The following is a 26,822-nucleotide window of genomic DNA, read 5'->3' as shown; positions in this document are numbered from 1 at the left end:
CGTAAGTTAATTGCAAAAATGTTAACGAAATGTGAGTAACAACTGAGTAAATTGGCGGTGAGAATCAAAAACGAAGCAAGGCAGCTAAGCTGCCTTGTAATTAGAAAGAAAATATCTGTTAAATTTTTACCAGTTAAAACTATTTGGCATTTTTACGCTTATCGGTAACCAACCATTTACCATCTTGGTAGACAGCCAACCAACCGGAGGGTTTAGCGTCCGTCTCAGTACGCACATAGTGCTCTTTCTCTTTACGGGAGAAACGCACGACCGCAGCTAAACCATCAGGATCATGAGTTGGAGCAGTGGTCAGATACTGGTACTTTTCGGGTAAACGTTCAGCAAAACGCTTGAGTTCTTCGACTAAGGGAGCCCGCGTTTCACGCGATTTCGGGAAATTGCTCGCGGCCAAAAACAGACCAGATGCGCCATCACGTAGCACAAAATAGGCATCCGAATTAGCACATGGCAATTCAGGGAAATGCACCGGATCTTCTTTTGGTGGTGCCACTTCACCATTTTTCAGGATCTTGCGGGTATTTTTACACGTTTCGTTAGTACAACCCATGTACTTACCAAAACGACCATTTTTCAACACCATGTCTGAGCTGCACTTATCGCACTCAACCATTGGCCCTTCATAGCCTTTAACTTTGAACTCACCTTGCTCAACGATAAAACCTTCACAGTTGGGGTTGTTACCACAAACGTGCAGCTTACGCTTATCGTCAATCAGATAACCATCCATCGCGGTTTCACAAATTGGGCAACGTTTTTTGGCACGCAGTGCTGCCGTTTCAACATCTTCTTCTAAGACATTGATAATACCCTCTTCATCACTCAAGTTGATGGTGGTTTTACAGCGCTCTTTGGGCGGTAATGCATAACCTGAGCAACCTAAAAACACCCCAGTCGATGCAGTTCGGATCCCCATTGGCCGCGCACAGGTCGGGCACAAGATATTGGTCATAACAATATGATTCGGTTTCATACCACCGACGTTTTCATCTTGCTCGGCCGTGGTTAAATCGCGACTGAAATCAGCAAAAAACTCATCCAATACCGCGGTCCAATTGACATCGCCTTCGGCGATCTGGTCGAGTTTTTCTTCCATCCGCGCAGTAAAATCGTAGTTCATCAAATCATCAAAGCTTTCGTCTAAGCGATCGGTCACAATTTCGCCCATTTTCTCGGCAAAGAAACGACGCTGCTCAACTTTGACATAGCCACGATCTTGAATGGTGGAGATGATCGAAGCATAGGTTGATGGACGGCCAATACCACGCTTTTCAAGCTCTTTGACCAATGCCGCTTCGGTAAAGCGCGCTGGCGGCTTAGTAAAGTGCTGTTTAGGATCGAGGCTGACTAATTGCAGGCGCTCACCCACTTTCACCGCCGGTAAAATCTGATCTTCGTTCTTGCCAAGTGGACGCTGCACACGCGTCCAACCATCAAATTTTAGGATTCGCCCTTTGGCTTTAAGCGTATATTCTGCCGCTTTCACACTCACAGTGGTTGAATCGTATTGTGCAGGGGTCATTTGACAAGCCACAAATTGATTCCAGATCAGCGCGTATAGCTTATGGGCATCGGCTTCCATCCCTTGCAGATGCTCGGCAGTCACCGTGACATCCGAAGGACGGATCGCTTCGTGTGCCTCTTGCGCATTTTGCTTGCTGCCATACACATTCGGCTGACTTGGTAAATAAGTTTCACCATACTGTTGGGTGATGTAATCACGCAGGTTGGCGACCGCTTCTGCACTCAAATTGGTAGAGTCAGTACGCATATAAGTGATGTAACCCGCTTCATACAAGCGCTGAGCGAGCATCATGGTTTTTTTCACCCCATAGCCCAAACGCGTACTCGCGGCTTGCTGCAAGGTTGAGGTAATAAAAGGTGCGCTCGGTTTGCTTGAGGTTGGCTTGTCTTCACGCTTGCACACTTCAAACTGTGCTTGGTTAAGCGTGGCCACCGCAGCCAATGCTTCGCTTTGGTTAATCGGTTTAAACGCGACATTATCTTTTTGTGCCACCAGCAGTCGGAAATCTTGCTGCTCACTGGTTAAAGTATCAGCGTTGATATCCCAAAACTCTTCTGGCACAAACGCTTTAATTTCACGTTCTCGCTCAACCAATAACTTTACCGCGACGGATTGAACCCGACCGGCAGAAAGACCTCGCGCCACTTTTTTCCACAGCAGCGGCGAGACCATAAAGCCCACCACGCGGTCCATAAAGCGACGCGCTTGCTGAGCGTTAACGCCATCCATATTCAATTCGCCCGGCTGTTTAAACGCCTGTTGAATCGCATTTTGGGTGATTTCGTTAAACACGACCCGTTTGTATCGCTTCTCATCGCCACCGATGATCTCACGCAGGTGCCAAGCGATAGCTTCTCCTTCGCGGTCCAAGTCGGTTGCAAGGTAAACGCTGTCTGCGTCTTTGGCGAGCTTTTGCAGCTCAGCGACTACTTTCTCTTTGCCGGGCAGAATTTGATAGTTGGCATCCCATCCGTGATAGGGATCAATCCCCATCTTTTTGATCAGCGCTGAGCGTTCTTTGTCACGCTTTTGCTGCTCTTTATCCTCAGCGGTTGAGAGTTTTTTAGTCGAGCTAGCCGCTTTCGCGGTCGTGGTAGTTTGCCCAGCAGTAGGCAGATCACGTACGTGCCCCACACTGGATTTTACGATAAAGTCTTTACCAAGATACTTATTAATAGTTTTAGCCTTGGCTGGTGACTCGACGATAACGAGTGATTTACCCATATTGACTCAATTGTCCTTCATCATTGGGCGATATATAAATCGCATGACGTTCTAAAATGTAATTCTTTTTTTACTATCGAGCCAGATAACCAGAAGATCAACTGGTTTTTTCTAAAAGCTTTTTATTTGCTCGACAAATCGACGAAATGTTGTTCCGCGCGCAAAAACGCGTCCATACTAAAGTGAAGCTCACTGTGCCGCGACCCCTGTGCAGTTAACAGCGCGAAAAAAACCGCGAACTATGCCATAACTCACACTTTGGTCGCCCAAGCTCACTCTTTTTCGACTGACGATACCCCATCAACCCTTTACTTTTATACCCAAACAACTTGGAGTTGCAGGTAGGCGGCAAGTGAGTGAATCCCCATGAGCATAGGCAAACTATGTGATTGGGGTGAACAAACGTAGCCAACACCGCTGCAGCTTCAAGTAGGAAGGGTATAGCCCTTAGCTTTTAATTCTTAGCCTTTAAGACTTTACTTTTAACCCTTGGCGTTATGCCAGTATACTGGCGCTTTTTAAGCGTAACGAGCTATCACCATGAGCAATAAACAACCGATCACCGAATTTGACCTATTACTGATCGCCAATCACATAATTCAAAATCATGAACATTACCTTGACGGAATGCGTGCAACGCAAGTAGAGGAAAAAGAAGGCGTGTTAGTGTTTAAAGGCGAATATTTCCTCACTGACCAAGGTCTGCCCAGCGTGAAAACCACCGCCGTATTTAATATGTTCAAATACCTCGCCCATCAACTGTCGCCACAATTTACCTTGCAAAAATTTACCCTGCAAAAATGATCAAAGCCTCGTCATGAGACTTTGATCATCATCGATGATATCGAGTTCAGTGCAACGCTAGCTCTTGTGACTTAATTGCGCCAATTTTTCAAAATAATCTGGGAAGGTTTTGGAGGTGCATTTAGGGTCATTAATCGTGACCGGTGTATCGCTCAAGGCGAGCAGTGAAAAGCACATCGCCATTCGATGATCATCGTAAGTATCGATCGCCGCATGGGTTAACTTAGCCGGCGGCGTGATCACAATAAAATCTTCCCCTTCTTCAACCTGTGCGCCAACTTTACGCAGCTCAGTCGCCATCGCCGCTAGACGATCGGTCTCTTTGACTCGCCAGTTATACACATTGCGGATCGCCGTGGTACCTTTAGCAAACAGTGCGGTGGTCGCAATCGTCATCGCGGCATCCGGGATATGGTTGAAGTCGAGATCCACCGCATTAAGCTGCCCGCGCCGTGCCATCACGTAATCTTCGCCCCACTCAATCTGCGCGCCCATTTGCTCTAACGCATCGGCAAATTGAATGTCACCCTGAATGCTGTTTTTACCAATCCCCGTTACCTTGACTTCACCACCTTTGATGGCTGCCGCAGCCAGGAAATAAGAGGCGGAAGAGGCATCCCCCTCAACTAAAAAGTCACCAGGCGCAACATAAGATTGCCCAGCGGGGATCACAAATTGTTGGTAATCATGGTTAATCACCTGCACCCCAAATTGCTCCATAATGTGCAGTGTAATGTCGATGTAAGGCTTAGACACCAACTCACCCATAATGTCGATGGTGACTTTGCCTTGCGCCAGCGGAGCGGCCATTAAAAATGCGGTCAAAAACTGGCTAGAGATGGAACCATCGATCGACACCGTACCGGCTTGCAAACCGGTACCCTGAATGCGCAGTGGCGGGAAATTTTCCTGCTCCAGATACTCAATTTGTGCTCCAGCCTGACGCAGCGCATCCACCAAATGGCCAATCGGACGCTCCTTCATGCGAGGCTCACCAGTCAATACAAATTGACCTTGTCCCAAACAGAGCGCCGCAGCCAAAGGACGCATCGCAGTACCTGCATTGCCTAGAAACAGCTCTAATGGCTGAGCGCAAGTAAAGGCTTGACCCAAACCTTGTACTTCACAAGTGGTTTTATCAGCAGAAAGACGATAATTCACCCCTAGTTGAGTCAATGCATTAAGCATATGGCGAATATCATCGCTATCGAGCAAATTGGTCAAACGGGTGGTGCCAGAGGCTAATGCCGCCAGTAATAGCGCGCGATTTGACACGCTTTTCGAGCCGGGAAGATTCACTTCTCCAGAGATGAGAGGTATCGGTTGTAGAGTCAAGCTTTCCATTAGATGTTGTGTTTCCTTGCGTCGCTGAAAGTCCTGTAGCTGATAATCCTGTAACGGAAAGTCCTGTAGCTATGGGTTGCCGCGAAAATTTTTCGTCTCCGCAGACTAACCAAATTCCCGCGCCCGCGCTAGCCTTAATCTGATCCAGTATGAATATTTATTTCTCTTTATGCATAAGATACTGTTCCGGGACGGTGACCAAGTCAGCAGATTGGCAAATACCTTAAAAATCATTAAGATCTACTGATTGTAAACTCAAATTTTCACATTACGGATTGGCTCTAAACCACTGGTGGAGCCAATTTATTGCCAGCACTGCTAAGGTAAACCCACACAATGGCTATTTATCTCGCTGAATTAGGCGTGGACGATTGGAGGTTTCCGTCTCCATTTGATGCTTTAGAAGATCCTAACGGACTGCTGGCGTTTGGCGGAGATCTCAATCCGCAGCGAATTTTAGCCGCCTATCATAATGGTATTTTTCCTTGGTATGGCCCTGAAGATCCTATTTTATGGTGGAGCCCTGCACCACGAGCGGTATTTAACCCTAGCCAGTTTCGTCCAGCCAAAAGTGTGCAGAAGTATCAACGCCAGTGGCAATATCGAGTCAGCCTCAACCAAGCTACGCCGCAAGTGATCGAACAATGCGCGTTAACTCGTCCGGCCGATCAGCGCTGGCTGAATGCACAGATGCGTGCCGCTTATACTGAGCTGGCACAGCAAGGTCACTGCCACTCGGTTGAAGTGTGGCAAGGTGAGCAATTAGTCGGCGGATTGTATGGAATTGCCGTTGGGCAACTGTTTTGTGGCGAATCGATGTTTAGCCTCGCAAACAATGCTTCCAAAATTGCACTGTGGTATTTTTGCGACCATTTCTCACGCCACCAAGGACAACTGATTGATTGCCAAGTGATGAATCCACATTTGCAATCGCTAGGAGCGACGACCCTCACCCGTGACCAGTTTATTCAGACATTACTTGCGGTTAGAGACCAGCCGCTCTGCGCAGGTTGCTTTACCCCACAGTGGCTCACCTCGCCCATCTTACCGAGTACGGTTAAGGATTAATCGATGAGCTTCGAGCGGCAATCCATTCGGATTGGCTTAACCAATAACCATCCTTGTAGCTATTTGAAAGATCAAATGGAACGGGTTGCCGTAGCTATCGATCCCTCAATGCAATCGGCTAAGAATTATCAAATTTTACTGGCTAATGGCTTTCGGCGCAGTGGTGAGACCATTTATAAACCACATTGCGATCAGTGCCACGCTTGTCAAGCACTGCGGGTGGCGGTAGCCGATTTTGTGCCAAGTTCAAGTCAACGCCGCTTGCTTAAACAGCTTAATCAAACCTTGCACTGGCAACTGAAACCGGAATTGGATCCAAATTGGTATGATCTTTACCAGCGCTACATTTGCGCTCGTCATCGCCACGGTTCAATGTATCCACCCAATAAAGACGAATTTGCCCAGTTTGCGGGGGCAACCTGGCTCAATACGCAATATTTGCATCTCTACGCCGCCCAAAAGTTGGTGGCGATTGCGGTAACCGATCTGCTGCCCAACAGCGCCAGTGCCTTTTACACTTTCTATGACCCAGAAGTACCGCTTTCTTTGGGCACCTTAGCTGTGGTTTGTCAGTTGAGTTATTGCCAACAGACCGGAAAACAGTGGCTTTATTTGGGATATCAAATCGATGAATGCCCGGCTATGAACTACAAAGTCCGTTTCAATCCGCATCAAAGGCTAGTAAATCAACGTTGGCAAGGGTAGAATACGCCGAAACTTCCCATATTGAACGTTTAATGGCAGAATCCTGCGCCGTTAAAGATCGCCAAATTTCTAAAGAGGATTAAATGGCTAAAGAAGACGTAATTGAGATGCAAGGCACTGTCCTTGATACTCTTCCTAACACAATGTTCCGTGTAGAGCTTGAAAATGGTCACATTGTGATCGCTCACATCTCTGGCAAAATGCGTAAAAACTATATCCGCATTCTGACCGGTGACAAAGTCACTGTAGAGATGACTCCTTACGATTTGTCTAAAGGTCGCATCGTCTTCCGTGCTCGTTAATCACTGATTTCCGAACGCAACAAAAAGCGGAGCTTAAGCTCCGCTTTTTGTTGTGGCGAGAAACTACCGACGGATTATTAATTGAGCCTATTGGACGACTCTGACTGAACAGATTCACCCCGCTTCAACAATCCGGTTGATTACGAAAAAAGGCGCAAAACGCGCCTTTATGACTATCAGTAAACAGGACTTGCAGTAAACACGGTTTGCAGTAAACAGCGTTTGATCAGAGATCAATAACCGCGAATTCAACCTCTGGATTAACATCTGCATCGTAATCGATGCCTTCAATGCCAAAACCAAATAGCTTGATGAACTCTTCTTTGTACATGTCGTAATCGGTCAACTGACGCAAGTTTTCAGTGGTAATTTGTGGCCACAACTCACGACAATGCTGTTGAATGTCATCACGCAATTCCCAATCATCCAAACGCAGACGATTGTCCTCATCCACTTCAGCGGCCGAGCCATCTGGTTTGTATAAACGTTGGCTAAACATACGATAGATCTGCTCTATGCAGCCTTCGTGTACGCCCTGCTCACGCATTTTCTTAAACACCATAGCAATATACAGTGGCATCACTGGAATGGCTGAGCTGGCTTGTGTCACCACCGATTTCAGCACGGCCACATTGGCGCTACCGCCTTTGCTTGCCAACTGTTGGTTGAGGGCACTCGCGGCGCGGTCTAAATCCATCTTGGCACGACCAAGCGCACCATCCCAATAGATTGGCCAAGTCAACTCGGTACCGATGTAGCTGTAAGCTACAGTTTTACAGCCTTCAGCCAGCACACCGGCTTGATCTAACGCTTGGATCCACAGCTCCCAATCTTGACCACCCATCACTGTCACGGTATCGGCAATCTCCTGCTCAGTCGCAGGCTCCACACTCGCTTCGATGATCACATCTTTATTGGTATCAACCGCCGTCGAGGTATAGGTTTCACCAATCGGTTTCAGTGCAGAACGGACTAATTCACCACTTTCTGGCATTTTACGTACTGGTGAAGCCAGTGAGTAAACCACCAAATCAATTTGACCGAGATCTTGTTTAATCAGCTCAATCGCTTTTTGTTTGGCTTGGTTCGAGAAAGCATCACCGTTGAGGCTTTTCGCGTACAGACCGGCTTCATGGGCTAATTTGTCAAATGCCGCAGCATTGTAGAAACCCGCGGTACCTGGTTTTTTGTCAGTACCCGGTTTTTCAAAAAACACCCCAATGGTCGCCGCACCACCCGCAAATGCGGCTGCGATGCGTGATGAGAGACCATAGCCGCTTGATGAACCCACCACTAACACGCGCTTCGGTGCATTAGTGATCGGGCCTTGTGCTTGAGTGTAGGCAATTTGTTGTTTTACGTTCGCTTCACAACCGACCGGATGGGTTGTTGTACAGATAAATCCACGAATTTTAGGTTTGATGATCATATTCAACTTCCTTAAAAAATCGTGGTTAGGATAAAAGGTTCAGACACAAATCGCATCTAATTTCTCTTCATTTCGCCGAAAATGGTCAGTGGTTGGAGCACTCAATAGCGCAAATTTTCGATTAATCTCACTCCATTCACTGTTAAAAATAATGCGGGCTTCTGTACAGAAGCCCTAAATACATTATGATTTTCAGAATTCACACGGTTGAACTTAACTTTGGCGGGTATGCACTTGCGAAAAATCATGGCTGAAATGGTCAACCTGAATCGCACGGCTGCGTAATTTTTCGGCAGCGACAATCGACGCCACTTCATCAGCCGTTAAGATTGCCGCTTGTTGCGCTTGCGCTAAGCGATCGACCAATTTCCCCTTACGATCAACTTTGCCCTGTTTCACCGCGTGTTGTAGCTTACGTTCTAAGCCTTTAATGTTGTACATGGCCAAAAACGCACTTTCAATCAATCCAATGTTGTCATTTTCGCCTTTACCGATATAACAAAGTTGCGTGAGGCGATCACGATGCGCTCCCGGCGTCATTAAGCTTTCGGCAATCTTCAACGCTAATTCGTCACTCGGTAGCGCAAAGTGATTGCCAAGCGGGAACAGTAGCCCTTTGAGCAATAAGCCAATCCCTGAAATAGGATAATTGCGATAGGCTTGATTGAGCGCTTTGGCTGCGTGGTATAAACAGTAGTGCATCGCATAATGCACATAATCGAGATCCGCTTGATGACGACCTTCATCTTCATATTTTTTCAGTACCGCAGATCCCATATACAGATAACTTAACGCATCACCAAAACGGGCTGAAATAAGCTCTTTACGCTTTAGCCCTCCGCCTAATGTTAACATTGCCATGTCAGCACTCACCGCGAGTGCGCGGCTTAAACGAGTCATCTGTCGATAGTAATCCTGGGTGGCACCACTCATCTCAACGTGAATAAAACGCGAACCGGTTAAAGCGGCAAATAATGCCCCAAAACTATTTTTGGTCGCATGAGCAATATGTTTAAACAGCAGTTGATCAAACTGCTGTGCCCCTTGTGGCTGATCTGGGTTAGCTTCTGCCGCCATCTCCTTAAGCACATAAGGGTGACAACGGGTCGCACCTTGCCCAAAAATCATCAGATTACGGGTTAAAATATTCGCCCCTTCCACGGTAATGGCTACTGGCACGCCTAAATAATGGGTTGCAAGGTAGTTCATCGGCCCAGTTTGAATCGCGCGTCCGGCATGAATATCCATTGCATCGTTTAAAATCGTGCGGCCAATTTCAGTCATATGGTATTTGGCAATCGCCGTAATTACCCCAGGTTTTTCTTTTAAATCCAATGCCGTGGTAGTTAACGTGCGAGTGGCTTCCAGCAAATAGGTTAAGCCACCAATACGCCCCATCGCTTCGGCCACGCCTTCAAACTTACCGATCGACATGCCAAACTGCTGACGAACATAGCCATAAGCCCCCGTAGTGCGCGCCGTCAAATGACCAATCGCCGCACCTAATGCTGGTAGCGAAATCCCCCGCCCAGCCGAAAGGCATTCCACCAACATTCGCCAGCCTTTACCCGCGTATTCAGCGCCACCGATTAGCCAATCGATCGGGATAAATACGTCATGACCGCGCGTAGGTCCATTCATAAAAGCTAAGCCCAGTGGATCATGACGCTCGCCCATTTCAACGCCGGGATGAGTCGCAGGGATCAGTGCACAACTGATGCCAATCTCGGATTGCGTGCCGAGTAAATGGTCTGGATCATACAGTTTAAAGGCGAGTCCGAGCACCGTGGCGACCGGTGCTAACGTAATGTAGCGTTTATTCCAGCTCAGACGGATCCCAAGCACTTGTTGACCTTCATGCTCGCCATAACAGACCACTCCTTGATCGGGAATGCTGCCCGCGTCCGATCCCGCTTCTGGGCCAGTCAGGGCGAAGCAAGGAATATCACGACCATCGGCTAAACGCGGCAACCAGTAATCCTTTTGCGCTTGAGTACCATAGTGGGACAACAGTTCTGCAGGACCCAATGAATTGGGCACCATAACCGTCACAGCGGCACTGACACTGCGAGTCGCAATCCGTGCGACGATGCTCGAGTTAGCCAGTGCCGAGAACTGGCGTCCACCATACTGTTTGGATATATTCAAAGAAAAAAATCGCTGTTGGCGTAGGTAATCCCATACCTCTTGGGGTAAATCACGATCTTGTTTGACGATTTGATAATCATCCAGCATCCCAAGCAGGGTTTCCAACTCTCGGTTAATGAAAGCTTGTTCTGCGCTAGACAAGGTGGGCTTAGGATAATGATGTAGCTTAGTAAAATCGGGCTTACCAGAAAACAACTCGCCATCCCACCATACACTGCCCGCTTCCATCGCTTCTTTCTCTGTGGGAGACAGCGGAGGCAACAGTTGTTTAAAAAGTTTAAAAACGGGGTCACTAATCCATTTTCTGCGTAGAGAACTCATCTTCAGATCCTTTTGTTCACCAGTGATATTGTTATGGTGGGTGATTAATCGCACCTGGTTGTACTTGATTATTGTTGACGACTTAGCGTACGGCAACTCTGACAACCAAGAATGGGATCTATCGTTTAATCACAAGGTTAGGATTGTTCGGCATAAACGCAAATTAAGCTTGAGCTCAGCCGCAAAAAAAATTTCTCTTTTTTTGCAAACACTCGGAACTCTTTAGCAAACCCCCAGTCTGAATAAAGGTGATTGACAGAGCTTTGAGAGTTTTACTGGCCGTCAAACTTGTATCTCGACTGACTGTCACCCATTACGCTGCTTTTTCCTTTTTATTAACTCCTATACTTGTGTACGCCCAAAACCTGTTTGTTTTGGGCGTTTTTTTATGTGGCAAAGCCGTACCTTAACGACCCGCTTATCGATTTACTTTGCAGTAAATCTCAGAGTATCATCCGCCCCCAATGGCCTTCACGGATCGGAAACCATGGTTATCTGCCTGTTAATTAGGTAATACTTGTTCATTTCTCCCACACATTTTGCTGGGATCCCCAAACTATTTGGCGTTGTCAGTAGGGGGATAATACCGTTGAGCCAATTGCATGAAATTAATAACACTGCTGACACTCACCTTAGTTGCCCTCTCTAGCCGTGTCAGTGCCGAGGCATTTTCATTACCGATTTGGAAAGAACAAGCACAAGCGTTGGGCTATGAATTACCCAAACCCATCGGTTTTAGCCTAAGCTATATGACCATGGAACAAGGGATCAATGTAGATTCCATTGCTATCCAAGGGCTCGCAGGTTTACCGCTGACATTGAACGCAGAACCTGGCCGCCAATATACCGATGTACTGACCTTACGTGCCGATGTGTGGCTGTTTCCCTTTCTCAATTTGTATGGCTTAGTCGGTAAGTTAGATGGCTACTCGACCACCGATGTCACCCTCAATTTGGGCTCATTACCGATCCCGATCAAAGACTTTCGTTTGGAGCTTGATGGTTACACCACCGGATTTGGTGTGGTGCTGGTTGGTGGCTATCAGAACTGGTTTGCGTTAGTCGACGCTAGCTTGACCCAAAGCCGCTTGACCGTGATTGATGGCAGTATTGATGCGCTAGTGATATCACCGCGCATTGGCTACGATTTTAATCAGCATGGGCAACCGCTCCGGATTTGGGCTGGCGCTATGTATCAAGATGTAGAGCAAACACTCCATGGCTCACTGGCCGATCTCGGCTTGCCTAGCCAACTGACCGGATTGCTCCCCAAAGATGCCGGCTTTGAAGTCAAGCAGCGTCTGCAAACCCAGTGGAATCCCCTTATTGGCATCCAGTATCAAATCAATGACAGTTGGTATCTACTCGGAGAGTTTGGCTTTGGTGATCGCCAAAGCCTGTTTTTTTCTCTCGATCGACGTTTTTAATCCTAAAGTGATGTGCACATTAAACGCATCATTATACGGTCAGCAAACCTAGCCGTTATTGGCGGCTAGGTCTATTGCAGATTAAACCGTTGGCCGGTTCGCCAGCACCACAGAGGGCTGATCAATCAGATGCAAATGCACATCTTGTTGTGGAAACGGAATCGAAATACCTTCTTGATCAAAGCGCAATTTGACTTGCTTAGTCACATCCCAGTAAACATCCCAATAGTCTTCGGTTTTTACCCAAGGGCGCACAATAAAATCAATTGAAGATGTGTTGAGCGTATGCACCTTGATATTCGGTTCTGGAGAACGTAAAACCGCAGGGTGTGATTTAACAATATCGGTGAGCACAGCTTCCGCTTTGAGCAAATCGTCGCTATAGCCGATCCCAAACACCATATCTACTCGGCGAATTTTTTCATGAGTGACATTTTTAATTACATTACCCCAAATTTTGCTGTTCGGCACTATGATGATCTGGTTATCAAAAGTTCGGATCGTGGTATTGACTAAACTCATGTGACTCACTTTACCGTCAACTCCACCCGCATTAACAAAATCCCCCACATCAAACGGACGGTAGATCAATAACATCATGCCCGCAGCAAAGTTGGATAAGGTATCTTGCAAAGCAAAACCCATAATGACCCCAGCAATCCCAAAACCAGTTAATACTGGCGTAAGGTTTAAACCCAACTGCGATAGCCCAACCAGGATGCCAATCACCCAAACCGCTTTGCCAGACATCGAAACAAAAAAGTCCTGCATAAGATGGGAGAAATGGATATTTTTCGAACTAACCACAAAACGTACAATGCTACGTGTGATTTGCGCAGCCCCTTTGGCGACCAAAACAATTAATAAGAAGATCACTAATTGAAACAGATGCTGTACCGCATCACTGGTTAGCCAATTTAGCCCGGCATTCCACCAATGACGAACGATAGACACCACTACCTGAGTATTCAATACATCTTGAGTAATACTGCCTGTCACTTGAAAAATTTGCCGCTTATAATCGGCGGTTTCCATTGCTAGGCTATCGGCAATCTCGACGACTGAGCGCAAGCTTTTAGTAACAATATCTAACCTTTGCTGAGTAAAGAGCAGCGTCAATTGTAAGTTGGCTTTTTCCGATTCAGGACTGGATTTAATCTGGCTATCAATCACGCTAATTTGCTGGTTTAGGTACTCCAACGAGGCGGATTGCAAGCGTAAACGCTGATTAACTCGCTCTGTTAACGTCTCTGTAATCTCGCGAGTATTCATACCTAATTGACTTAACCAATTCATATTTTCCAAACTGGAATGGTAGGTCGTATCAAGGTATTGGTGTAAATCACGATAGGTCGCAATGTAAGACAGTTTTTCTTCATGTGACGCCTTATCAAAATTACTGGTTAGCGAATTAAGCCGTTTTGAAATATAGCGTGTCGCCTCTTCAGTATAGCTCTGCTGGGTATTGACCAACTCAATCAGCTTCGGTTTGGCTACCTTTTGTTCGGCCACGGCTTTAGCCAAACTCTTTCTTAGCTCAGCATTTTTCTGAAACATTTGCAGTTGTAATGCATCACGCACATCACCGGTCGCTTGGTTGAGCGTTACCGAAAGTTCATTGATATAACGCTTAGTCTGATCAATGTCGTGCTCGAGTTCAGAAATAGGCGTTTCCACAACCACATTATCTGCCTCAGCAAAAGATCCCACTTCAGGTGGGTTATTGGCCCAGACTTGGGTTGCTAGAAGCAACAAACAAGCAGCCCATCCCAAATGCGGCAACACCTTAGCGCCGATTTTTTCTATCATTATTACTTTCCTCTTAAAATCTTGGTCACGCTAGACATCACCGGATCATCACTCTTTCATTTTGATAGTGCTCATTCATCACCCAACGCTGAATCAAAATACGTAGTAGCTAAACTCGCTATCTTCAGCTATCACTTTATTCTCAAGCATGTAGAATTGTTTCACGGCATATTAGCGACCAATAGCACCTATGACTACGGACAAAAACCAGCATAACTTGATTAGTTGCGATGAATGTGGACTCGTTACGCGTCTACCAAGCTTAGCTCAAGGACAAATCGCTCGCTGCCCACGTTGCCATCACCCACTGACTCAAAGTCATAAGCATCCCTATCAAACGGTCATTGCGTTGGCGTTAAGTTGTCTCTCATTGCTAACACTCAGTCTGATATTTCCTTTCCTGTCGTTTAGCATTCAGGGTCTAACCCAAGAAATTACCCTGTTGAATGCCGCAAAAATGCTCGGTGAATATCAGAATATCCTCTTGGCACTGCTACTTTTTACCACCGTCATCTTACTGCCAGCCCTATATCTACTACTGATCCTCACCATGTATTACCAAGCGGCACAAACTCAGCACCGCTCACTTTCTAAGCGCGAAGTGAAAATCGCAACGTATGGGTGCAGGTTGCTATTTAAAGTTCAGCCTTGGTTAATGGTCGATGTGTTTTTGATTGGGGTACTGGTGAGTCTGATTAAAATCGCTTCACTGGCAGAGGTGGCAATGGGCAACTCTTTTTGGGCATTTTGTCTATTTTCCGTTTTGCTGGTCAAAACCGTCTCTCTGATTGACCGTTACTGGCTATGGCAGCATTTTATTGCGGCGCAACCAACTCATAATGTTCAGGCAGGAGAGACCCATTGCAGCGATAACCACACGAATTGCCATTGTTGTCAGCAAATTAATCCGCAGACCAGCGCCAAAAAACCACGCTGTGTACGCTGTGGCAGTCGGCTACACGCTTATCATCCACAGCTCAATCTACAATATGCTTGGGCATTGCTACTGGCTGCGGTGATCTTTTACATTCCGGCCAATCTTTATCCAATGATGTACACGGTGAGCCTAGGTAAATCAGAAGGTTCAACCATTATGCAAGGCGTGATTTTACTATGGCAGCTCGGCTCTTATCCGATTGCAATGGTGATTTTCATCGCCAGTATTTTTATTCCCATCGCCAAGATGTTCGCTTTGGGATGGCTATATTGGCAAGCGGGTCAGCTTAATATTTTTCCTGAACACCAGAATTTAAAACGCTTGAAGGTTTACCGTGTCACTGAGCTGATCGGCCGCTGGTCAATGATCGATATCTTCGTGGTGGCGATTTTAGTGGCTTTAGTACAACTGAATAATTTAATGGCGATCTATCCCGGTCCTGCTGCGCTCTCTTTTGCAGCAGTGGTGATCTTAACTATGCTGTCAGCGATGATTTTTGATTCAAAAATATTATGGCAGCAGTCTGCCCCTGCCCCTGCCCCTCATCAACCCAAATGTACTAAGAAGGCTTTCTATGAGTGACCAACGCCAAACTCACGCTGAAATTACGTCACAAAGGCAGTTATCTGCGATTTGGATTATCCCAATTCTGGCTCTAGCAATGGGCATGTGGATGCTGTTTCAGTACGTCAACAGTACTGGCCCCAAAGTCACCTTAATCCTCCCCACGGCCGATGGGCTTGAAGTGGGCAAAACTCAAATTAAGGCGCTCAATCTCAATGTCGGGGTGATCAGTGAAATTAAACTGAGCAAGCGTTACGATCACATTATCGCCACCGCACAAATGACCAAAGATGCCCAGCGTATGCTGCGCGAGGATTCGCTGTTTTGGGTGGTGAAGCCACGGATTGGCAGAGATGGGGTTTCTGGCCTCGATACCTTACTTTCCGGTGCTTATCTTCAACTGCAACCCGGCCAATCGACTACCGCGCAAGATCAATTCACCGTAATGGATTTACCCCCCATCGCTCCTCCCGATGCCAAAGGATTACGTTTAGTGCTGACCCATAAAGAAGCGGGAAAATTGAATGTTGGCGATCCAGTGATGTATGAAGGTTTTACGGTGGGACGTGTGGAAACAACTCAATTTGATATCACCAGCAAAAGCGCGCAATACCAACTGTTTATCTTTGCCCCTTACGATAAGTTAGTCAGTAGTGGATCTTTTTTCTGGCTCAATTCAGGGGTTAATCTACAACTTAATGCCGAAGGGCTGCAGTTCAGCTTAGGTTCGATTGAAAGTCTACTCAAAGGTGGCGTAACGTTTGGCCTGCTGCAAGAAGAAGATTTTGGTCAACCAGTGACCGAGCAGTTGACTGAGTTTCGGCTGTTTGATGATCTCAAACAGATCCACGAAGACATGTACGATGATTACATTGAATTTGTGATGATGTTTGATGAATCAGTACGTGGACTCAAAGCCTCCGCCCCAGTCGAATATCGTGGTTTACGTATCGGCACCGTGAGTAAAGTGCCACTGCGTACCCGCCAATCGGATCTGGATATTAATAGCAATCGGATCCCTGTGTTAGTGCGCATTGAATTAGGCCGCGTATACGATAATTTCAACAAAGTCGATCTGCCGACGCTTAAATCTCATATACAACAAGAATTTATTAAGGGTCTAAAAGCCTCCTTAAAAACCGGCAATTTAGTCACTGGCGCTTTGTATATTGATACCGACTATTTTCCTGAAGAGCCACTGGAGACATTGAAAGAGTTCGATGGCTACTCACTGTTTCCAACCAAACCCGGCGGCTTTGCTGAAGTACAAAAACAGGTCACCGATTTACTTCGCAAACTCAATGGATTGCCGATGGATAAGACGCTTGAGTCACTTAATAGCACCTTGAAAACCTCGGAAAAATTGTTGGCTTCCGCGGAACGCTTGATCAATCAATCCGCGACACAAAACTTGCCGGCCGATATCCGCGTCAGCCTCAAACAGCTTGAGACAACCTTAGCTGGATTTGGCCCACAGTCGACCGTTTATCGGGAACTCGAAACCACATTAGATCAGCTCAACCAAGTCATGGCCGAATTTAAACCGGTAATACGCACCATTAATGAAAAACCGAATGCGCTGATTTTTGGTGACAATAACGCCGCAGACCCTATCCCAGCACAAGGAAAATAACCATGAAACAATGGCTATTGATGTTGTTAAGCATCACGTTACTTGGCTGCAGCACCGCTCCACAGCCGCAAATCAACTTTTACCTATTGCCACACTCCAGTACGTTAAATCACACGACACACACTCCACCCTCGACCTTGCTGATCGTGCAACCGGTCGAGTTAGCCGCTTATTTAGATAAGGCTGGCATTATTTATCGCCAATCCGCAACGCAAGTGATTGAAGCCAAATACAACCAATGGGCACAACGTTTAAGCCCGCAACTGACCGAGCTCATCATCGATCAATTGCGCCGGGATCAGACTGTCAGCTATTGGCCGCAAGCTTTTAATGCTCACTATGCTCAACAAAAAAATCACACACTACAAGTGAAACTCCAGCGATTTAACGGCGCTTATACTGGCAATGCCGAGCTAGCCGGCAGTTGGGAGTTATTCAGTCCACAAGGAGTGCGCTTGCTTAGACAAGATTTCTCGTTTGATGTACCACTAACCGATGAAGGTTATCCCGCACTGGTCGAGGCACTGTCATTAGGCTTAGAGCAACTCACCACTCAGATTAAGCAAATATTGTTACAACAATCCTTGCCTAATAATTGAGTTGGTCAAGGTATTCTATCGCAGAAAATGTGCACTGACTGGCAGAGTAGGCTAACAGGTTTAGCTTTTGTTTTTACTCAATCTATGATGCGCAAACGGTTACTGGGTTTCATTACAAAATAATCAGCAAACAACCTAAGGTAAATGTTACTCCATTAAGCGAGGCCTTGATTGACCACGCAGATTGTATGCCCAACCCACTTACTAATAATAAAATTGAGGAGCACAGCCCCATGAATCCGCCGGTTATCCGCCGTATGGTCGCCAAACGTACCGTTCTTAGTCTAATCATTTGTGCCACAGTACTGATAACGGCTTGTGGCGAAGCGCCACCGGTCAACACGCCAGCCCATGTGGTTAAACCTGCCTTAGTCGAAATTGTCGCTAGCCAGCGCGCCTCCGACCTAACCTTTAACGGGGTCGTTAGAGCGGCTAAGCGTGCTGATCTCGCCTTTCGGATCAGTGGTCGTTTAAACAGCATAGAGGTAAAAGAAGGCGATCAAGTCAAACAGGGTCAACTGTTGGCCACGCTTGATGCGCGAGATGCGAAAACCACACTGGCGACGGCTCAATTAGAGCTGAAAAATACCGAGCAAGAATACCGCCGCGCAACCGCGATTTATGAAAAAACCCAAGCTATTTCCAAAGCCGAGCTGGATAATGTCACCAATCGTTATGATCTGGCCAGAAACCGAGTGGAAGAAGCCAAGCGCAAGCTGGAATACACGCAAATCACCGCACCGTTTGCAGGCATCATCAGTGAAAAGTTGCTTGAAAATTTTGCCCAAGTACAAGCCAATCAACTGATCATGACCCTACAAGATCTGAGTGATTTAGAAGTGGCGATTGAGATCCCGCATCGCGTCATGCTGTCCGGTGTGCGCAATACGCGAGCCATCGCCGAGCTAAGCGCCATCCCCGGTCAGCAGTTCCCTCTTCAATTGCGTACCTACTCCACTCAAGCCAATACCGATTCACAAACCTATTCGGTGGTGCTTGGTTTTGAAGATTTACACGGGCTGCGAGTCATGCCCGGCATGTCAGCCAAAGTGTTTCCCGTCGCCACAGATGCCGAGGATGAAAACCGGTTGATCACCTTACCCATCACCGCCTTAGTACCAGATAATCAAGGCCAACAATTTGTCTGGGTCGTCAATGCTCAAAACCAAGCCGAACAGCGCTATGTGGACATTGGCACCATTTATAAAGATCGCGTCGTGATCAAGCAGCACTTACAACCTGGCGAGCAAGTGATTATCGCTGGCGTTTCTAGCGTACGAGACCGTATGCCAGTTCGACCATACACGGATCATAACGGAGCTCAATAATGGATATTGCACGTTATACCATGGCTAAACGCACCAGCGTTTGGGTGTTGATCGCGCTGACCTTAATCGGCGGCTATATCAGCTACCTTAAGCTAGGCCGCTTTGAAGACCCTGAATTTGTGATCCGCCAAGCGGTGATCGTCACCAGTTATCCCGGAGCAACCGCACAAGAAGTGGCCGATGAAGTCACCGATGTGATTGAAGGTGCAGTACAGGCCCTACAAGAGCTCAAAGAGGTCAAATCGGTGTCAATGCAAGGCCGCTCCGAAGTGACGGTCGAGATCAAACTGGAATTTGCTAAATCGGCGGCACAATTACAGCAAGTGTGGGATAAATTACGCCGCAAAGTCACCGATGCCGAGCGTCAACTACCTCCCGGAGCCGGCACGCCGATAGTGAATGATGACTTTGCCGATGTCTACGCGCTGTTTTATGCCGTGACGGGTGAAGGCTTCAGCGACAAACAACTGCAAGATTATGTTGATGGTTTACGCCGAGAATTGGTGTTAGTACCAGGGGTTGCCAAAGCCGCTACCTTAGCCGAACAACAAGAGGCGATTTTCATCGAAATCTCGCGCGAGCGGATGGCCGAATTTGGTTTATCGGTCGAACGCGTGTTGCAAGTGCTACAAAAACAGAATTTAGTCACTGTAGCGGGCAGTGTCGATGCCGAGCAGATGCGTATTCCCGTGATCCCAACAGCCAATATTAGCTCATTAGCCGATCTGCGTAATTTGCAAGTCGCAGTGGGCAACAACAATACAGTGGTACGTCTGGCCGATGTGGCTAACCTTACCCGTGGCTACACCGAACCTGCCTCAATGTTAATGCGCTACAATGGCCAGCGCGCCGTTGGTTTAGGGATCTCAAATGTCACAGGTGGCAATGTGGTCGAAATGGGCGATGCGGTTAAAACACGGCTAACGGAATTAGACAGCCAACGCCCACTTGGCATGGAGTTACACACCATTTCCATGCAGTCTGACTCCGTGCGCGCGTCGGTGGCTAATTTTATTGATAATTTGATCGCGGCGGTGGCAATTGTCTTTGTGGTGTTACTGCTGTTTATGGGCGTTCGCTCTGGGATCATCATCGGTTTTGTCCTTCTACTGACGGTCGCCGGTACTCTGTGCATCATGCTGATCGATGACATCGCCATGCAGCGTATTTCTCTTGGCGCATTGATCATTGCACTCGGCATGTTAGTCGATAATGCGATCGTGGTGACCGATGGCATCTTAGTACGCCTGCAAAAAGAGCCGAATGCCGATAAATCACAAGTCGTCTCTGATGTGGTCAATGCCACTAAATGGCCACTGCTTGGCGGCACTGTGGTGGGCATTTGTGCCTTCAGCGCGATTGGCCTTTCGCCCTCCGATATGGGGGAATACGCCGGCTCACTATTTTGGGTGATCCTCTATTCGATGTTATTAAGCTGGGTATTGGCGATCACAATCACCCCAATGCTGTGTCATGATTTTTTAAAAGTTAAAGCACAACATCAGCACGCTAAACCTTCCGCACTGGTTGGCGGCTATAAACACGTATTGCAATGGGTACTTGGCCACCGCACACTAAGCTGCTTACTGTTATTCGGCACCCTAATCGCTGCCGTATGGGGCGCACAATTTATTCCTCCCGGCTTTATGCCTGAGTCACAACGTCCTCAGTTTGTGGTCGATATTTCTCTACCCCAAGGCTCGGACATTCGTCGTACTGAACAAATCGTCGCCAGTATTGAGCAACACGTTCGACCCAAAGCCGGCGTGACTAACATCACTAGTTTTATTGGTGGTGGTGGTTTACGTTTTATGCTGACTTATGTGCCTGAGCCGGGCAACCCAAGCTACGGTCAACTGCTGATTGATATTGATGACTACACCAAAATTGCCCCTCTGGTTGCCGAGTTGCAAGCTGAGCTGGACACCACATACCCTGATGCCTCGATCAAGGTGTGGAAATTCATGCTTGGCCGTGGTGGCGGTAAAAAAATCGAAGCTGGTTTCAAAGGCCCTGATAGCCGTGTACTGCGCCAATTAGCGGAACAAGCCAAAACCATCATGCACGATGACCCGAACCTTATCGCCGTACAAGATGATTGGCGTCAGCAAGTACCAGTATTGCAGCCAATCTATTCCACACAAGAAGCTCAGCGCCTTGGCTTAACCACCCAAGAGATCAGCAGTGCCATTGCACAAACGCTGAATGGACGCAGTGTTGGAGTCTATCGTGAAGGCAATGATTTGATCCCACTGATTGTTCGAGCACCGGAAAACGAACGTAACCATGAGCGATCGATTGAAAATAGCGCTGTGTTTAGCACCCAAACTGGCCGCTACATTCCGGTCAGTCAGTTGATCGACTCGGTCGATATCGTTTATCAAGATGCCCTATTACGCCGCATCAACCGTATGCCGACTATCTTGGTACAAGCCGATCCTGCGCCCGGCGTCATGACCAGCGATGCTTTTAACCAAGTCCGTGACAAAATCGAGCAAATTGAATTGCCTGCGGGTTACCAATTACTTTGGTATGGCGAACACAAATCCGCAAAAGATGCTAACCAAGGCTTGGTCATTTCGGCTCCGTATGGCTTTGCGGCGATGATTCTGGCGGTGGTCTTTATGTTTAACGCGCTGCGCCAACCTCTCGTAATTTGGATGACGGCACCCTTTGCGGTGGTCGGTGTCACGATTGGGCTTATCACCTTCCAAACGCCCTTTGAGTTTATGGCGATTTTAGGCTTTTTAAGCCTGATCGGTATGATGGTAAAAAATGCCATTGTGTTGGTTGACCAAGCCGATGTAGAAATTCGCGCCGGCAAAACCGCCTACCTCGCGATTATTGATGCTGCGATCAGCCGCGCGCGCCCAGTGTTACTCGGAGCCTTCACCACTATTTTAGGTGTGGCTCCGTTGCTGGTAGACCCATTCTTTAAGAGTATGGCGGTCACGATTATGTTTGGTTTGCTGTTTGCCACCATTCTAACCTTAGTCGTGATCCCGCTTTTCTATGCGGTACTGTTTAGAGTGAAAGTCACCACAGCCTAATCTGGCGGCCAATCTCAACCTTCCCAAACCCAATCCCCCAAAGCAATAAGGCTCCGAACGGAGCCTTATTATTATAGAAATCCCAACGCAATTGTTATGATTTTACCCACTCTAGTTATTTTGTAAGCAAACAGACTCAATGCGCGAGTTTTTTTCGACTTTGTGCTTGACCATCCACAATAGAATCATTAAATTAGCGCCTCGTTAGCCAAGCGGTTAACGATTCGGTGAGTTGTCCGAGTGGCTGAAGGAGCACGCCTGGAAAGTGTGTGTACGGCAACGTACCGAGAGTTCGAATCTCTCACTCACCGCCACATTCAAGAAAAAAGACGTCCTAGGGCGTCTTTTTTCTTATCTGAAATTCATAATAATCAAATGGTTACGATTCAGTAATGTTCCATGAGATGCCATAAAAGCGCTTGTTTTTGGTAATACTTAAAGTAATACCCAGCTCGCCACTCTCTAGTGCCCGTATTACTTTTGAGCACTAAATCAGGTATTACTTTATTGTCATTTCCTCTATCAATTCGATCTTTAACTTGATGTAAAATAAGAAGTTACAGACCAAAAGTAATACCTAGATTTTGGGGGGGCATGCTCTGGACAGTGAAGAGTATGTAGACAAGGACAAATAAAAGAAAAAATACTATTGAGCAAGACTACGCCCGTGCCACTACATATAGCGAGAACAGACTTAAATTACCCTCCCACCAAGTATTGACATTTATCGAGACTTATTTATCTTCGATAAATATTCTTGCTTACATCTGTACGCATCATCCAATCTTACACTGTGCATAGGCTGTATTTGTACCGTTGATTTTGCGTTGTATTGAGTTATATCTCCCAATTTTGATGTTTCAGGCAGCGGTAGCGTGGCAGTTTGCATGCTGAGACTTAACTTAACAGCCCTATCTATACAGCGTTTGTATGTATATGAGTTTATCATCTCCTTCCGCTGATGCTCTTGGTATACTTCAATACCAACCATAGTGACAAAAAATGATGCCGAAACAACAACAAAAAAAACTACAATTCTCTTCAACATTTTAAGAGACATGAATCTTATTGCCTGGTCGATAAACTTTCTTCTTTCAACAAATTGTTTTTGCTTGTGTTTTAAATCAAGCGAATTTTTCAATCGATATATCATTTTACTGTCTGTTTCCTTATTGCAATATATAGCAATCACCCCATTTTTAACCGTAGTTAAAAGTAGAAATTATGCGGCCATCAATAGCGACTCATGATTGTAAAACCAAAGCCATTGAGTGGCATAGTCTTTAATTTATTCAAGCCTATCAAATAAATGTTTGCTGACCCAACTGTAGCTGATGGTTTTGTTGTGTCGCTCAATATAGGCACTTTGTTGTGTCTTTCCCGGTTGAATTTAATCAATCCGGATCCCAAGTTTTTCGCCCATTCTGTAAATGCGTAACTAATAAACTCCGGACCATTGTCACAGCAGATCGCCAGTGGTTTTATGCGCAGATTTAAGGCTAGATCGCAGTAAATTCGGTAGATCCGCTTGTGGTTCCAACCGAAGTCTTTCACGTTGCGCAAGCAATGAAAGCACAGAGCACCGTTTCTTTCTCTGTTAGATCAATGCTCTGAGCGTTCTCATCGTCATTGACGGACTGATATCGGTAACAAGTTTCGCCAATCTAAAATGTCGTATAGACTAGGCGAATGGTCACTTTCGGTTGACCAGTGCGTGTTGCGGGTAATCACTTTTTTAATCAGGTATTGCTCCGAATATCGTTTATCTTTCAACCGATAACTATAACCACTCAACTGTAACATATCGGAATGTTGAGGTTTTCGATCTAACATTGCTGCAGTTAGCGTAGCATCATCGGAAAATGCGCTTGGCCATTGGCATAAACTTGATTGAGTTCACATTGAAAACCCCGTATCCTGCGCGGCACCAAGGGGATCGGTCGTGCAACACCAATCGCCCTTTATACTATCGATACCCAACCGACTTAGCGTAGCAGTTGGCAACGCCAAATCGCCAAGCAATAACACCTAACCATCCTGTTTCGAGCACCAGCCGATGAACCGTAAAAAGAAAATTAATCAAACTTTACAAAAACGCCTTAAAAAGCAACATGCTAAATTGCACCCGAGCAACAAGCCTCGTTATATTTCTAAAGCCGAGCGCGCTAAGCTCGCCGCTGAACAAGATGCGAATACCGATCTTGCGGCCAGCGATTCAAACACTGCTCAACCCTTGCAGAGCGATGGCACATTACAGTAACAAACTGTGCTCAATCGGGTGAAATTGACTGGCAACATCGATTAAATGTTGTGCAGTCAGTTTCGGCACGCCATACACTTCCACCTTAACCTGAAAGCGTTGCTGAATTCGGGTCACCAAAGGCTCAAAGTCCCCATCCCCAGAAACGAGCACGACGGTATCCACCTGTTGGGCTAACTCATAACCATCCAAAGCAATGCCGACATCCCAATCCCCTTTCGCGCTGCCATCACTACGCTGGATAAACGGTTTCAGCATCACGGCAAAGCCAATCCCTCGTAAAATATGATGAAATTGCCGCTGCTGCGGATCTTTGCTGGCAATCGCATAGGCATTGGCTTGGACCACCGAACGACCTTGCGTCGCTTGCGACCAAAACTGATTGTAATCAAAATGCCGCCCATAGCGCTCGCGGCAGGTGTAATACACGTTTTGTACATCCACCAAAATTGCAATTTTTTCCATTACTTCCTACTTAGTGAGTGTTGATTCCAGAGCTAAGGTCGAATCTATTGTATGCAGTTAATGGGTATTGGCTACAGATTATTGCTTTTGCCCGTTACTCGGCCTCAGCGCGCACTTTGGCAATGTACTCAAACTGTTGGTCAGCAGGCTCTCCACTTGAGTCTTACCAGATGAATATAACTGCCAACTAACGGAGCGGAGCTAATTTAAATCACCCATCCATACGAAATTATTTAATCTAGATATATCCTATTTAGGATCTAAGAATCCTAAACTAAGTAGCCCTATCATAAGTAACCTTTCAGTTACTCATTCATAATAATATCCAAGGCTATTGATAGCATAACCTCAGCAACACCGAATCAATTTAAATTTCTTTCTATTATTTTAACTTGGACTATTGGCTTCACTACACTGCCAACAACCAAGCCAATAATTTTTATTCGTTCATCAAACTCAATATTAGGTACAAACATGATATCGTAGTCTAGATTATCACTAATGATATAATGCCCTTGATCCTTCATACTGTATTTAATTCGTTTAATCAATAACATTGCATCGAGTATTAATACATATATACCATCGTAAACCACCTTCTCTGATGTATTCAATATTTTTAATAGTAATGAATCATTACTTTGTATAGAGGGTTCCATACTATCCCCCCATGCATTAACTACACATAAATCATAGCCATATAGTTTCTTCTGACGTAACCACGTTTCAGGAAATGAAAATTCACCATTTTTAATATCACTGTCAACAAGTTTGACATTTTTTGTCAATGTCTGAAAATCATATTCTGGAACTTTAATGTTTCCGTCTATATCCAAAGCCGTGACATTTACATTTTCACTATCACCCGTAGCTAGCCAACTGATACAGCACTCTGATGCATCAGCAATTAGAGCAAGACGATCCAAGGTTGGATATGTCTTTCCGCCAAGATAGTCACGCAATGTCTTATCTGAAAGCCCGCACCTGCGTGAAAATGAACGCAGAGACTCATCACCTATCGCAGTGTTTAACCGTTTTGCAAAAGAAGCAATTAACTCAGATTGTGTAACCCTTTCAGGATAAGGCTTATTACACAATAAGTTACCATCATCTGGTTTTATTTTCATATGATCCCTCTAGATTAAAAATAAAAAAACAACTCGCACTAAAAATCCGCACATACGTTGACTTGCGAATTTTTCGTCGCTATAGTCATCAAACACAAAGCCAAACCCATGACTTACTCGCACGTGTAACCACTAAGGATATCAAAATGAAAACGAATACACACGACTGGCATCCAGCGGAAGTAAAATGTGCACTGGAAAAGCTAGGAACAAATTTGAGTGAACTAGGTGAAAAAAATGGTTTGGCGAGATCAACTTTACGTAATGTATTTCGTTCACCTTGGCCTAAAGGAGAACGAATAATTGCGGATGCATTAAATGAAAAGCCTGAGAATATTTGGCCTAGTCGTTATATGAATAAACTAGTGTAATTTGTGATATGCGTTTTAATTATAAAAAAAATGGACAATTTAGATATGCAACAAAGCCCGCACAAAATTCGAGAAAAACTTGGTAGGTTATCGAAAGGAAATAAACTAGAGTTTCGTCAAAAACTTAGTTCAAAAAAAATTAGATTTTGCACATCAAAATTTCCATCTATAATTAATAAAAACCTCCATATAAATAAATTCATATATAAACCCATCAATAGAAAAATTAATGTAATTGGTCGAATTTCAAAAGCAAATAATAATGATATTAATAAAGCACCAGAAAATTATAATTCACATGTCAGACACTTAAATAAAATCATTCCAAAAACAATAACCAAAAAAATATCTTAAATATACACTT

The 26,822-nt window shown here is 45.9% G+C and carries 21 protein-coding genes, 1 tRNA gene and 2 pseudogenes; 14 read left to right on the top strand and 10 right to left on the bottom strand.

The window, feature by feature from the left end; translation table 11 throughout:
• Positions 1 to 139 precede the first annotated feature (139 nt).
• Complete coding sequence (topA, locus tag G7083_RS11180; RefSeq protein WP_166014842.1) at positions 140 to 2,767, bottom strand: type I DNA topoisomerase; 2,628 nt, start codon at positions 2,765 to 2,767, stop codon at positions 140 to 142.
• A 540-nt stretch (positions 2,768 to 3,307) separates the two neighbouring features.
• On the opposite strand from topA, the gene G7083_RS11175 reads away from it, so the two are divergent.
• Positions 3,308 to 3,571: a YciN family protein gene (locus tag G7083_RS11175; RefSeq protein ID WP_166014841.1), complete on the top strand. Its 264-nt coding sequence runs from the start codon at positions 3,308 to 3,310 to the stop codon at positions 3,569 to 3,571.
• Between the two features lie 57 nt (positions 3,572 to 3,628).
• Here G7083_RS11175 and aroA read toward each other — a convergent pair whose 3' ends face one another.
• Positions 3,629 to 4,915: a 3-phosphoshikimate 1-carboxyvinyltransferase gene (aroA, locus tag G7083_RS11170; protein WP_166014840.1), complete on the bottom strand. Its 1,287-nt coding sequence runs from the start codon at positions 4,913 to 4,915 to the stop codon at positions 3,629 to 3,631.
• A 336-nt stretch (positions 4,916 to 5,251) separates the two neighbouring features.
• Here aroA and aat point away from each other — a divergent pair, with 336 nt between their 5' ends.
• The 3 genes from aat to infA all read left to right on the top strand — a co-directional run bounded on the left by aat (position 5,252) and on the right by infA (position 6,990).
• Positions 5,252 to 5,983, top strand: coding sequence for a leucyl/phenylalanyl-tRNA--protein transferase (gene aat, locus G7083_RS11165; RefSeq protein ID WP_166014839.1), 732 nt, complete (start codon positions 5,252 to 5,254; stop codon positions 5,981 to 5,983).
• Positions 5,984 to 5,986: 3 nt separating this feature from the next.
• Complete coding sequence (locus G7083_RS11160; RefSeq protein ID WP_166014838.1) at positions 5,987 to 6,688, top strand: arginyltransferase; 702 nt, start codon at positions 5,987 to 5,989, stop codon at positions 6,686 to 6,688.
• Positions 6,689 to 6,771: 83 nt separating this feature from the next.
• Entirely contained in the window at positions 6,772 to 6,990 is a 219-nt protein-coding gene (gene infA / locus G7083_RS11155; protein WP_166014837.1) for a translation initiation factor IF-1, read from the top strand.
• Positions 6,991 to 7,216: 226 nt separating this feature from the next.
• Here the strand turns inward: infA and fabV are convergent, their stop codons facing one another.
• Together fabV and G7083_RS11145 are read right to left on the bottom strand one after the other, a co-directional pair.
• Entirely contained in the window at positions 7,217 to 8,419 is a 1,203-nt protein-coding gene (fabV, locus tag G7083_RS11150) for an enoyl-ACP reductase FabV (RefSeq protein ID WP_166014836.1), read from the bottom strand.
• A gap of 213 nt (positions 8,420 to 8,632) precedes the next feature.
• The gene (locus G7083_RS11145; RefSeq protein ID WP_166014835.1) at positions 8,633 to 10,888 is read right to left on the bottom strand and encodes an acyl-CoA dehydrogenase; all 2,256 of its coding nucleotides are present in this window, start codon (positions 10,886 to 10,888) and stop codon (positions 8,633 to 8,635) included.
• Between the two features lie 602 nt (positions 10,889 to 11,490).
• On the opposite strand from G7083_RS11145, the gene G7083_RS11140 reads away from it, so the two are divergent.
• Positions 11,491 to 12,315, top strand: coding sequence for a TonB-dependent receptor (locus G7083_RS11140; RefSeq protein ID WP_166014834.1), 825 nt, complete (start codon positions 11,491 to 11,493; stop codon positions 12,313 to 12,315).
• Positions 12,316 to 12,396: 81 nt separating this feature from the next.
• Here G7083_RS11140 and G7083_RS11135 read toward each other — a convergent pair whose 3' ends face one another.
• Complete coding sequence (locus G7083_RS11135; RefSeq protein WP_166014833.1) at positions 12,397 to 14,124, bottom strand: mechanosensitive ion channel family protein; 1,728 nt, start codon at positions 14,122 to 14,124, stop codon at positions 12,397 to 12,399.
• Between the two features lie 190 nt (positions 14,125 to 14,314).
• Between G7083_RS11135 and G7083_RS11130 the strand changes: the two genes are divergently transcribed.
• From G7083_RS11130 to G7083_RS11105, 6 genes are all read left to right on the top strand, one after another.
• Positions 14,315 to 15,643, top strand: a complete 1,329-nt coding sequence (locus tag G7083_RS11130) for a paraquat-inducible protein A (protein ID WP_166014832.1) — start codon at positions 14,315 to 14,317, stop codon at positions 15,641 to 15,643.
• Positions 15,636 to 17,258: an intermembrane transport protein PqiB gene (gene pqiB, locus G7083_RS11125; protein ID WP_166014831.1), complete on the top strand. Its 1,623-nt coding sequence runs from the start codon at positions 15,636 to 15,638 to the stop codon at positions 17,256 to 17,258. Before G7083_RS11130 ends, pqiB begins: the two co-directional genes overlap by 8 nt.
• Before the next feature lie 2 nt (positions 17,259 to 17,260).
• Positions 17,261 to 17,857: an ABC-type transport auxiliary lipoprotein family protein gene (locus G7083_RS11120; protein ID WP_166014830.1), complete on the top strand. Its 597-nt coding sequence runs from the start codon at positions 17,261 to 17,263 to the stop codon at positions 17,855 to 17,857.
• Between the two features lie 233 nt (positions 17,858 to 18,090).
• On the top strand, positions 18,091 to 19,185 hold the full coding sequence (locus G7083_RS11115) for an efflux RND transporter periplasmic adaptor subunit (RefSeq protein WP_166014829.1): 1,095 nt from the start codon (positions 18,091 to 18,093) through the stop codon (positions 19,183 to 19,185).
• Entirely contained in the window at positions 19,185 to 22,235 is a 3,051-nt protein-coding gene (locus G7083_RS11110) for an efflux RND transporter permease subunit (protein ID WP_166014828.1), read from the top strand. The genes G7083_RS11115 and G7083_RS11110 overlap by 1 nt, the downstream gene beginning before the upstream one ends.
• A gap of 226 nt (positions 22,236 to 22,461) precedes the next feature.
• Positions 22,462 to 22,549, top strand: a tRNA-Ser gene (locus G7083_RS11105).
• Between the two features lie 410 nt (positions 22,550 to 22,959).
• Here the strand turns inward: G7083_RS11105 and G7083_RS11100 are convergent.
• The 3 genes and pseudogenes from G7083_RS11100 to G7083_RS11095 all read right to left on the bottom strand — a co-directional run.
• Positions 22,960 to 23,376, bottom strand: a complete 417-nt coding sequence (locus tag G7083_RS11100) for a hypothetical protein (protein ID WP_166014827.1) — start codon at positions 23,374 to 23,376, stop codon at positions 22,960 to 22,962.
• A 150-nt stretch (positions 23,377 to 23,526) separates the two neighbouring features.
• A pseudogene (locus G7083_RS15180) lies at positions 23,527 to 24,017 on the bottom strand (integrase core domain-containing protein); the annotation flags it as partial.
• Positions 23,994 to 24,113 (bottom strand): annotated as a pseudogene (locus G7083_RS11095) (ATP-binding protein); the annotation flags it as partial. The pseudogenes G7083_RS11095 and G7083_RS15180, both read right to left, overlap by 24 nt.
• A gap of 178 nt (positions 24,114 to 24,291) precedes the next feature.
• On the opposite strand from G7083_RS11095, the gene G7083_RS11090 reads away from it, so the two are divergent.
• Entirely contained in the window at positions 24,292 to 24,495 is a 204-nt protein-coding gene (locus G7083_RS11090) for a DUF2986 domain-containing protein (RefSeq protein WP_166014826.1), read from the top strand.
• On the opposite strand, the gene G7083_RS11085 is transcribed toward G7083_RS11090, so the two are convergent.
• Positions 24,487 to 24,960 (bottom strand): NYN domain-containing protein, encoded by a 474-nt coding sequence (locus G7083_RS11085; protein WP_166014825.1) that lies wholly within the window; start codon positions 24,958 to 24,960, stop codon positions 24,487 to 24,489. The two genes, G7083_RS11090 and G7083_RS11085, sit on opposite strands and share 9 nt — an antisense overlap.
• 362 nt (positions 24,961 to 25,322) lie before the next feature.
• On the bottom strand, positions 25,323 to 26,087 hold the full coding sequence (locus G7083_RS11080; RefSeq protein ID WP_166014824.1) for a LexA family transcriptional regulator: 765 nt from the start codon (positions 26,085 to 26,087) through the stop codon (positions 25,323 to 25,325).
• 146 nt (positions 26,088 to 26,233) lie between these two features.
• Here G7083_RS11080 and G7083_RS11075 point away from each other — a divergent pair, with 146 nt between their 5' ends.
• Positions 26,234 to 26,458: a helix-turn-helix transcriptional regulator gene (locus G7083_RS11075; protein WP_166014823.1), complete on the top strand. Its 225-nt coding sequence runs from the start codon at positions 26,234 to 26,236 to the stop codon at positions 26,456 to 26,458.
• A 30-nt stretch (positions 26,459 to 26,488) separates the two neighbouring features.
• Positions 26,489 to 26,812 carry a hypothetical protein gene (locus G7083_RS11070; RefSeq protein ID WP_166014822.1) on the top strand — a complete coding sequence of 108 codons (324 nt, stop codon included), beginning with the start codon at positions 26,489 to 26,491 and terminating at the stop codon, positions 26,810 to 26,812.
• Positions 26,813 to 26,822: the final 10 nt, after the last annotated feature.

Origin of the sequence: Vibrio sp. HDW18 (assembly GCF_011306175.1) — a bacterium.
Taxonomy (GTDB): Bacteria; Pseudomonadota; Gammaproteobacteria; order Enterobacterales; family Vibrionaceae; genus Vibrio; species Vibrio chanodichtyis.
The sequence above is the reverse complement of the archived record's forward strand: the minus strand, read 5'-3'. Positions and strand labels throughout refer to the sequence as shown.

Excerpts from the sequence above, each read along its gene's own strand:
- topA (WP_166014842.1), bottom strand. The coding sequence starts at position 2,767 with ATGGGTAAATCACTCGTTATCGTCGAGTCACCAGCCAAGGCTAAAACT.
- G7083_RS11175 (WP_166014841.1), top strand. The coding sequence starts at position 3,308 with ATGAGCAATAAACAACCGATCACCGAATTTGACCTATTACTGATCGCC.
- aroA (WP_166014840.1), bottom strand. The coding sequence starts at position 4,915 with ATGGAAAGCTTGACTCTACAACCGATACCTCTCATCTCTGGAGAAGTG.
- aat (WP_166014839.1), top strand. The coding sequence starts at position 5,252 with ATGGCTATTTATCTCGCTGAATTAGGCGTGGACGATTGGAGGTTTCCG.
- G7083_RS11160 (WP_166014838.1), top strand. The coding sequence starts at position 5,987 with ATGAGCTTCGAGCGGCAATCCATTCGGATTGGCTTAACCAATAACCAT.
- infA (WP_166014837.1), top strand. The coding sequence starts at position 6,772 with ATGGCTAAAGAAGACGTAATTGAGATGCAAGGCACTGTCCTTGATACT.
- fabV (WP_166014836.1), bottom strand. The coding sequence starts at position 8,419 with ATGATCATCAAACCTAAAATTCGTGGATTTATCTGTACAACAACCCAT.
- G7083_RS11145 (WP_166014835.1), bottom strand. The coding sequence starts at position 10,888 with ATGAGTTCTCTACGCAGAAAATGGATTAGTGACCCCGTTTTTAAACTT.
- G7083_RS11140 (WP_166014834.1), top strand. The coding sequence starts at position 11,491 with ATGAAATTAATAACACTGCTGACACTCACCTTAGTTGCCCTCTCTAGC.
- G7083_RS11135 (WP_166014833.1), bottom strand. The coding sequence starts at position 14,124 with ATGATAGAAAAAATCGGCGCTAAGGTGTTGCCGCATTTGGGATGGGCT.
- G7083_RS11130 (WP_166014832.1), top strand. The coding sequence starts at position 14,315 with ATGACTACGGACAAAAACCAGCATAACTTGATTAGTTGCGATGAATGT.
- pqiB (WP_166014831.1), top strand. The coding sequence starts at position 15,636 with ATGAGTGACCAACGCCAAACTCACGCTGAAATTACGTCACAAAGGCAG.
- G7083_RS11120 (WP_166014830.1), top strand. The coding sequence starts at position 17,261 with ATGAAACAATGGCTATTGATGTTGTTAAGCATCACGTTACTTGGCTGC.
- G7083_RS11115 (WP_166014829.1), top strand. The coding sequence starts at position 18,091 with ATGAATCCGCCGGTTATCCGCCGTATGGTCGCCAAACGTACCGTTCTT.
- G7083_RS11110 (WP_166014828.1), top strand. The coding sequence starts at position 19,185 with ATGGATATTGCACGTTATACCATGGCTAAACGCACCAGCGTTTGGGTG.
- G7083_RS11090 (WP_166014826.1), top strand. The coding sequence starts at position 24,292 with ATGAACCGTAAAAAGAAAATTAATCAAACTTTACAAAAACGCCTTAAA.
- G7083_RS11085 (WP_166014825.1), bottom strand. The coding sequence starts at position 24,960 with ATGGAAAAAATTGCAATTTTGGTGGATGTACAAAACGTGTATTACACC.
- G7083_RS11080 (WP_166014824.1), bottom strand. The coding sequence starts at position 26,087 with ATGAAAATAAAACCAGATGATGGTAACTTATTGTGTAATAAGCCTTAT.
- G7083_RS11075 (WP_166014823.1), top strand. The coding sequence starts at position 26,234 with ATGAAAACGAATACACACGACTGGCATCCAGCGGAAGTAAAATGTGCA.
- G7083_RS11070 (WP_166014822.1), top strand. The coding sequence starts at position 26,489 with ATGGACAATTTAGATATGCAACAAAGCCCGCACAAAATTCGAGAAAAA.